This window comes from Nocardia carnea (genome assembly GCF_029869215.1).
Lineage (GTDB): Bacteria > Actinomycetota > Actinomycetes > Mycobacteriales > Mycobacteriaceae > Nocardia > Nocardia carnea_B.
The window spans coordinates 1-8,228 of sequence record NZ_JARWPM010000433.1; the positions used below are offsets into that span (position 1 = coordinate 1).

At 69.1% G+C, this 8,228-nt stretch carries 8 protein-coding genes; 5 read left to right on the forward strand and 3 right to left on the reverse strand.

All coding sequences use genetic code 11. The annotated features are described in order from the left end of the window. Positions 1 to 257 precede the first annotated feature (257 nt). Together QH276_RS32520 and QH276_RS32525 are read left to right on the forward strand one after the other, a co-directional pair. The gene (locus QH276_RS32520; RefSeq protein ID WP_280407005.1) at positions 258 to 1,031 is read left to right on the forward strand and encodes a hypothetical protein; all 774 of its coding nucleotides are present in this window, start codon (positions 258 to 260) and stop codon (positions 1,029 to 1,031) included. A 299-nt stretch (positions 1,032 to 1,330) separates the two neighbouring features. Beyond that, positions 1,331 to 1,708, forward strand: coding sequence for a hypothetical protein (locus QH276_RS32525; RefSeq protein ID WP_280400271.1), 378 nt, complete (start codon positions 1,331 to 1,333; stop codon positions 1,706 to 1,708). Between the two features lie 34 nt (positions 1,709 to 1,742). Here QH276_RS32525 and QH276_RS32530 read toward each other — a convergent pair whose 3' ends face one another. Continuing rightward, on the reverse strand, positions 1,743 to 2,243 hold the full coding sequence (locus QH276_RS32530) for an SRPBCC family protein (RefSeq protein WP_280400308.1): 501 nt from the start codon (positions 2,241 to 2,243) through the stop codon (positions 1,743 to 1,745). Positions 2,244 to 2,529: 286 nt separating this feature from the next. Between QH276_RS32530 and QH276_RS32535 the strand changes: the two genes are divergently transcribed. Both QH276_RS32535 and QH276_RS32540 read left to right on the forward strand, forming a co-directional pair. Then, positions 2,530 to 3,579, forward strand: a complete 1,050-nt coding sequence (locus tag QH276_RS32535) for an alpha/beta hydrolase (RefSeq protein WP_280400272.1) — start codon at positions 2,530 to 2,532, stop codon at positions 3,577 to 3,579. Further along, positions 3,576 to 5,051 carry an MFS transporter gene (locus QH276_RS32540; protein WP_280400273.1) on the forward strand — a complete coding sequence of 492 codons (1,476 nt, stop codon included), beginning with the start codon at positions 3,576 to 3,578 and terminating at the stop codon, positions 5,049 to 5,051. The genes QH276_RS32535 and QH276_RS32540 overlap by 4 nt, the downstream gene beginning before the upstream one ends. Here the strand turns inward: QH276_RS32540 and QH276_RS32545 are convergent. Both QH276_RS32545 and QH276_RS32550 read right to left on the reverse strand, forming a co-directional pair. Next, the gene (locus QH276_RS32545) at positions 5,015 to 5,242 is read right to left on the reverse strand and encodes a hypothetical protein (RefSeq protein ID WP_280400274.1); all 228 of its coding nucleotides are present in this window, start codon (positions 5,240 to 5,242) and stop codon (positions 5,015 to 5,017) included. The genes QH276_RS32540 and QH276_RS32545 overlap by 37 nt on opposite strands. A gap of 62 nt (positions 5,243 to 5,304) precedes the next feature. Further along, positions 5,305 to 6,195 (reverse strand): alpha/beta hydrolase, encoded by an 891-nt coding sequence (locus QH276_RS32550; protein WP_432278676.1) that lies wholly within the window; start codon positions 6,193 to 6,195, stop codon positions 5,305 to 5,307. Positions 6,196 to 6,612: 417 nt separating this feature from the next. On the opposite strand from QH276_RS32550, the gene gndA reads away from it, so the two are divergent. Then, positions 6,613 to 8,058 carry an NADP-dependent phosphogluconate dehydrogenase gene (gene gndA / locus QH276_RS32555; RefSeq protein ID WP_280400276.1) on the forward strand — a complete coding sequence of 482 codons (1,446 nt, stop codon included), beginning with the start codon at positions 6,613 to 6,615 and terminating at the stop codon, positions 8,056 to 8,058. Positions 8,059 to 8,228: the final 170 nt, after the last annotated feature.

Sequence of the window (8,228 nt, forward strand, 5' to 3'; positions counted from 1 at the left end):
GACCGCAGTGTCCCGTTCGAGAACTCCCAGCGGTGTATGAAGGCCGAACTCGGTGCGGGCGCCGAGCTGATCGATCTCGGCGCCCTCGATCACGGCGCCACCACGACCACCGCGCTCCCGCTGATCCGGATGCGGGCCGGGAGAGCGCGCAGCGGTGGAACCGGCGGCGGGCGACGGCGGCGGCGATCGCGCGGCGGGCCCGGGACCGTGCCGAGGAGATTCGCACAGCGCCACGGCTCAGCGGCAAATGGGGTTACGTGTTCGCCGCCCTCGGCGGTGTGGTCACCTTCATCCTGATGTTCCAGCACTGGATGGTGGCGCACGGCCCGGACGGGATGGCCGCGGCCACCCCGTTCGGGCAGGTCGATTCCACCACCAGGTACCTGGCCGTATGGTCTTCGCAGGGACCACCGCCCTCCGCCGATCTGACCGGTTCGTGGGCGGTGACGGCCAGTAGCGCCATTGCGGCCATGATCGCCGCCGTGGCCGTCCATATCGTCACCGGTTCACCACGATTTGCGCGGATCGCCACCGCCGCCTCGGTACTGAGCGCGGTGCTGGTGGTGGTGAATCTGCTGTACCTCACCACACGGCAGAAAAGCCTCAAGACCATGACGATCCGGCGCTGGGATCTCGGCGGCCAGATCGGCTCCTGGGTCAACTGGGCGTTCAACGACGGTACGAAACCGGTCGCGGGTTTGAACCAGGTCGACTACGTCGCGACAGGCACCATCACCACCGCCGCGATCGCCGCGGTGATCATTGCTGTGGGTGGCGCGGTGGTGGCGGTCGCGACGATGCCCCGGCAGGCCGAAGAATCGGCGTGGCTGCCCTGGCGGATCAGTGTCTCCCGGGCGACCACAGCGAATTACGTGGCGACGAGCACCGACAAACCGGTCGATTCCGCCGCTACTCCACCACCGAATCGGCCCGAAAACGCCCCGGAGACGACGAGGCGGCCTGCGGACGACGAGCCGGAGACGGTCACCGCCCAACCGGCAGACACCACGGATTCTCCACCGGACAAGTGACGTTCCCCAGCCAGCGCGCTCGGCAGCACCCGCTCGGCAGGGCGAATTACCGTGCGCGGCAGGCCCGGGCGAGCGCTCGGCAGAGCAGGTCGGACACGGAACCGACGTCTCGGTTTCGCCGCACATCACCGCCGTTCCACCCGGTGGTGCCACGACCCCGCCGCTGCCGCCGCCCGGCGACGGTGCGCCGTGTAGTGTCGCGCGCGTGCCGGATCAGTTGCGGCACAGGGAAGATTCTGCAATAACAACCAGCGGCCCTGTCGGCTCGAGCGATCGCGAGGCATATGTTCCCGAACCAGATGACCACCGACTACCCCGTCGCCCCCATCCCGGACGAGGCATACGGGCGCGGCGGGCCGTTACCCGTACCCCGCGACACCGATTTGGTGATCACGGCCCTGCTGTGGTTCCTGCTCGCCGCCCTGGCCATCGTCTCGGTGGTCATCTCGCCGTGGTACCTGCTGGCCATGGGCGTGTGTGAGGGACGGGCCGGTTGCAGCACCGATCCGAGTACCGGTAACTGGATCATCGTGCTGGGCGGCTCTTTCGGATTCCTGCTGGGCGCGGCCACCTCGGTCAACGCCGCGCGCAGCGGCCGGGCGCTGTATCCGGGCGCACTGATCGGCGTGGCACTGGTACTGGCGGCCTGGCTCGCCGGCTCGCTGCTGATGGGCTGACCGGGGTGGCGCGTGGCGGCACCCCGGCCGGCTGTCAGCTGCCGGTGGGCGCGAACCGGCGGTCGGTGTAACGGCGCAGATTCGCCAGAAACCGGCGGAAGGCGATATTCATGAAGGGCACCGCCAGGAAAGCGGTGAATCGGGCGGGGCCGGCGAGACGCTGGGCGAGGGTCCAGGTGAGCCGGCAGCCCTCCGGGGTCGCCACCACGCGGTAATCCTCCGCGAAGGCCGATACGGCGCTCGTGGAGCAGCTGTTGAAGCGGAACGCCATCCGGGTGTTCGGCTCCCACACCAGGAATTCCTCGTCGCCGGCCAAACCACCGCGCATATGGACCAGGCGAGTGGTGCCGACTCCCCGGGGTTCGGGGCTGGTCCAGGTGACCTTGGTGATCACGGTCGCCCATTCGGGCCAGGACTCGGCGTCGGCCAGGACCTCGAACAGTTGTTCCGGGGTGATCGCCAGATCCACGCTGTTGCTGCACCGCACCGGCGCGGTATCGACGAATTCGATTCCGACCCGCTCACACGGACGCATCGTGCTCATCGACGGCCACCGCCGATCTCGTTTCCCGGCCCCCGGTCCGCACGGGTGTCCATGCGCATATCCTCTCGTCGCTCGGCGCAGCCGTATCCCGGCCGCGAACCGATGGTGACACCTGTCCAGTCGCTTGTCCATATCGGGCTCCCGGCGAACACCGGTCCGTGCGGCCCCCCGGACGCGGTTGGGAGCGGTGGGAGGGAAAACCACCCCGCACTGGCCCGCATCACAGAGTTCGGCCGAACACCGCGCGCCGCGCCGTCGCCCGGAATAACTTCCGGCAATGCGACACTCCCGCCGCACGAACCGGATCCTGTTCGCCCTCGTGGCCGCGCTCGCCCTCTCCCCCGCCGTGCTCACTCCCGCGACGGCCACACCGGTCCCACGTCCGCAAGCGCCCGCTCCGGCCCACCCGGACGCGACGGGGGCCCGGGTAATCGGCATGCGCACACTCGCGGGACGCGCTGTGGAACTCCTGGTGCACTCCCCCGCGATGGATCGCGATATCCCGGTGCGGGTCCTGCCGGCCGCGGATCCGGCGGCGGCGGCGCCCGTGCTGTATCTGCTCAATGGGATCACCGGGGGCGGCGACGGCGGCAACTGGTTCGACCGCACCGATATCACCGAGTTCTTCGCGACCGAGCAGGTCACCGTCGTCAATCCGATCGGTGGCGCGGGAAGCTATTTCACCGATTGGCGGGCCGACGACCCCGCCCTGGGCCGGCAGCGCTGGACGACCTTCCTCACCGCGGAACTGCCGCCGCTGATCGACGCCCGTTTCCGCGGCACCGGCGCCGCCGCGCTCGCGGGTGTGTCCATGGCCGCCGCATCGGTTTTCCAGCTGGCGCTGGCCGCGCCGGGCCGCTACCGCGCGCTCGGCTCCTACAGCGGCTGCGTGCGTACCAGCGATCCGCAGGGGCGGGCGGTGGTCGAACTGGTGGTACGCAGCAACGGCGGCGATCCGCGCAATATGTGGGGGCCGCCGCAGGATCCGGCGTGGCCGGCCAACGATCCGTTTCTGCACGCCGAGGCATTGCGCGGAACCGCTCTGTATGTGTCGTCGGGGACCGGCGCGCCCGGGCCGCTCGACACCATGGACGGCCCCGGGATCCGGCACAGCCCCGGCAAACTGATCGATCAACTCGTGATCGGCGGCGTCCTGGAGACCGTCGCCGCGGGATGTACGGCACGACTCGGTGAGCGGTTGCGGGAGCTGGGCATTCCCGCCACCGTGGCCCTGCGCCCCGACGGCACACATTCGTGGGGGTACTGGCAACGAGAACTGCACGCCTCGTGGCCGGTATTCGCGGCGGCATTGGGGGGACGCTCGTGATCGCGGGTTTGCTCGCCACCGCCCGGGCCGGTGCCGGCCCGGGCGCGTGGGTCGCCTTCGCCGGCTGCCTGTTGTCGGTGTTCATGCAGATGATCGACGTGACGATCGTCAATACCGCGCTGCCCGAGATCACCGCCGATCTGGAGGCGAGCTCGGCCCAGCAGTTGCTCATCGTGTCCGGGTATTCGCTGGCCTTCGCGTGCACCCTGCTACCGGCCGCCCGGCTCGGTGCCCGGCTCGGCCGGCGGCGCATGTTCCTGATCGCGGTGTTCGCGTTCACCGCCGCGTCGGTGTGGTGCGGCACCGCCGACGGCGCCACCGAACTCGTTGTCGCACGGGTCGTGCAGGGCATCGCCGGGGCGGGTATGGCGGCACAGACCATCGCGATTCTCACCATCCTGTTCCCCCGGGAACTGCACACCCATGTATTCGCGCTCTACGGTGCGACCTCGGGTTTCGCGGGGCTGCTCGGCCCGATGACGGGCGGCACCCTGGTGACCGCCGATATCGCCGGGCTCGGCTGGCACAGCATCTTCCTGATGAACCTGCCGCTGGGGATCGTGGCCTTCGCGATCGCCTGGCGGTTCCTGCGGCTCGACGTGGCGCCACAGCGGGTCCCGATGGATTACCCCGGCGTCGTACTCTGCGCCGCGACCCTGTTCCTGCTGCTCTACGCGCTCTCGGAGATCCATCTCCACGGCTGGCGGCCGGTGCCGTGCCTGCTCGTCGTGGTCGCGGCGGCGCTGGGTGCGCTCACCCTGCGCCACGAACAGCGGGCGACGCGCCGCAATACCGGGCCGCTGGTGCGGCTGGACCTTTTCGCCGACCGTGGGTTCGCGGTGGGGTCCATTCTGATCACCGGATTCTTCGGGCTGTTCACCGCTTTCGTCTTCGCCATCTCCATCATGCTGCAGGATGTGCTGGAGTTCTCCGCGTTGCGCACCGGAATCGCCATGACCCCGTTCGCCCTCGGTGCGGGAGCGGGCGCGTTGCTCTCCCCGTTGCTGGTGAAACGCTGGGGTGTGCGCGCGCTCGGCGCTGGGCTGGTCCTGTACGCGGGCTGCGTCCTGACGGGTGTCGTGTACATCAATATCACCGGCGGTGAGGTGAATATGCTGCTCTGCGCCGCACCGGTTGTCCTGTGCGGTTTCGGCGCCGGCGTTTTCGCGGTGCCGCTGCAGCCCCTCATGCTGTCCGGGCTGGACGACGAGCAGATGGCGGAGGCCTCCGGCCTGCTGCCCACGATCGAGCAGATCGGCAACGGTATCGGTCTGGCACTGCTGGCGACCGCCTTCTTCCGGTCCCATACGCTCGGCGGCAGCACCGTCATGCTGTCGGCGATCGCCGTGATCGCGCTCGTACTCGCCGCGGTCACCCTGGCATTACCCGCACCGGATCGTTCTGCGCGCGCGACCACCGGGAACAGCGCGCGGGGTCACTCGCGTTCGGGCCGGGCGAACATATCGAGGTGACCACAGCGGATACACCGGTAGGTGTCGACAGCGCGCCGCGGCCGGCCGAACCGTTTCGCCCCGCCGAAGATTCCCCGTGCGAGCGCACCCTCGACCCAGCGCACATAGCCCCCGGATCCTTCCCCGCGATCTTCCAGGAATCCCGGTTCCAATTCCGTTCCGGCGCAGTAGGTGCACCGCAGTTCCGTCATCACACCATGATCGCCCATCCACACCGGACACGCCGGAGTCCGCGGCGCCCGAGCCGGGGCGATCAGGCGCCGATCGCGCGGGCCAGATGCGGCCAGGAATCGTGCAGGTCGTATTCGAACTGGCCCCAGGTATGCGCACCCGCCGGGCGGTCGACGTGGACGGCACCGATACCCAGTTGCGCGAGACGGCCGGCGAATGCCGAGGTGCAGGCGCTCGCGATGGCTTCGACCGGCGGGAAGCCCCAGCCCCGATCGATAGCACCCGGGATACCGGAGGCGGCGGAGACGTAGACCGTCTTACCGGCCAGCCGCGGCGCGTGCAGGAAGGCATCGTGGGCCTGCCAGCCCGCGGCACCCGGCGCACCCCACATGTTTCCCGGATTCGCACCCCCGCGAATCACCTGGGCGCTGATCATCGCGGTCCCCGCGGCGTCCGACGACCAGGGGCATCCGCTGTACGACGCGACCGCCTGATAGCGACCGGGTGCCTGGATCGCCAGGTCCAGGGCCGAACCACCGCTCATGGAGACTCCGGCGATCGCGTTGCGCCCGGTGGTCGCGAACCGCGCGTCCACCACCGCCGGAAGTTCGGTGGTGAGGTAGGTCTGCCAGCGCGCGCGGCCGAGCGCGGGATCGTCGCGCTGCCAATCGGTGTACATGGTGTAGGCGCCACCGACGGGCATCACCACGTTCACGTTCTTGTCCGCGAAGAACCGGCGTACATCGGTATCGTCCCACCACGAGATCCCGTCGGTACCGCCGCCGATACCGGTCAGCAGGTACACCGTGGGAGCCGGCCCGCCACCGGCCGCCGGGATGACCCGGTTGGTGACCACCTTGTTCATCGCCGGGGAGAAAACATTCATTTCGATCGCGCCGCCCCCGAGCGATCGTTCGGCGTCCACCCGGGGCCCCGGCGCGGCGGCCGCGGGAGCGGGAGTGAACAGTGCCATCGCGGCCAGCAACGCCGCACTCGAAACCGCCGACAGAATTTTGTACCGCACTTCTCCCTTGTACCCGCTCGGGCCGCCCCTTCACATCGTCGCTGCGCACGCCATTTCCGTTGTGCGCGAACCGACCTCATACCAGCGCGCCCCGTGCGGATCGGCACCCGTGCGCCCGGGCACGCAGGTGGTGGCGTTTCGCCGCCGGGGTGAAACGTCCCCTGGGTCGAATGCCACCGCCCGGCGATACCAGGTCGGTCCGGGGCCGGTGGCACCCGGTATCGGCGGGTCCGCGCACACGGCCGGGCGGCCACCCGGTAGAAAAGAACACAGGCCTCGCCCGGGTTCGTGAGCGCACCGCACCTGCTCACATGCCCGGTACCGGCGGCCGGAACTGTTGGAACCGTCGAAGGAAAGAGCAGGTTCATGGCGTCCTCCACAGCGCGTGCCCAGATCGGGGTCACCGGCCTGGCGGTGATGGGCAGCAATATCGCCCGTAACTTCGCCAAGCACGGCTACACCGTGGCCCTGCACAATCGCAGCGTCGGCAAAACCGACGCGCTGCTCGCCGCGCACGGCGACGACGGTGATTTCGTCCGCACCGAAACCATCACCGAGTTCGTGGCGGCGCTGGAGAAGCCGCGCCGGGTCCTGATCATGGTGAAGGCCGGGGAGGCCACCGACGCGGTGATCTCCGAACTGGCCGACGCCATGGAGCCCGGCGATATCATCATCGACGGCGGGAACGCCCTCTACACCGACACCATCCGCCGGGAAGCGGCACTGCGCGAGCGCGGTCTCAACTTCGTCGGCGCCGGTATCTCCGGGGGTGAGGAGGGTGCCCTCAACGGGCCGTCCATCATGCCCGGCGGGCCCGCCGAATCCTACGAATCACTCGGCCCGTTGCTGGAATCGATCGCCGCACAGGTGGACGGCACCCCGTGCTGCACCCATATCGGGCCCGACGGTTCCGGCCATTTCGTGAAAATGGTGCACAACGGGATCGAATACGCCGATATGCAGCTGATCGGCGAGGCCTACCACCTGTTCCGCGCCGCCTTGGACCTGGATCCGAAGCAGATCGCCGATATCTTCACCCAGTGGAACTCCGGTGACCTGGAGAGCTACCTGGTGGAGATCACCGCCGAGGTGCTGAACCAGGTGGACGCGAAAACCGGCAAACCCCTGGTCGATGTGATCGTCGACGCGGCCGAGCAGAAGGGCACCGGCCGCTGGACGGTGAAATCGGCGCTCGATCTCGGTGTCCCGGTGACCGGGATCGCCGAGGCAGTGTTCGCCCGGGCGCTGTCGGGGTCGCGGGGGCAGCGCGCGGCGGCCAAGGACCTGGCTTCGGGCGAACTCGCCGCCAAACCCACCGATATCGCGCAGTTCACCGAGGATATCCGGCAGGCTCTCTACGCCTCCAAGGTCGTCGCCTACGCGCAGGGTTTCGATCAGATCGCCGCGGGCAGCGCGGAATACGGCTGGAACCTCACCCCGGGCGATCTGGCCACCATCTGGCGTGGCGGCTGCATCATCCGGGCGCGCTTCCTGAACCGGATCAAGGAAGCCTACGAGAACGATCCGGCGCTGCCGAGCCTGATCCTGGCACCCTATTTCCGCAGCGCGATCGAAACCGCGATCGACAGCTGGCGCCGGGTGGTCGCCACGGCGACGCTGCTGGGTATCCCGGTGCCGGCGTTCGCGTCCTCGCTGTCGTACTACGACGCGCTGCGCGCCGACCGGCTGCCGGCCGCGCTCACCCAGGCCCAGCGCGATTTCTTCGGCGCGCACACCTACGAGCGGGTGGATGCCGCGGGTAAATTCCACACACTGTGGAGCGAGGACCGCTCCGAGGTCGAGGCCGGCTGAACCGATGCCGGGCGGGGTCACCCGCCCGGCACCACCGACCCTTGACTCCGGTCAGGTGACCAGTTGCAATGGGGATGTGAGCTTCGACACGATCATCACAGGCGGCCGCTGGTTCGACGGGACCGGGGCGCCCTCGGCCATCCGGCATCTGGGGCTGCGCGGCGACCGGG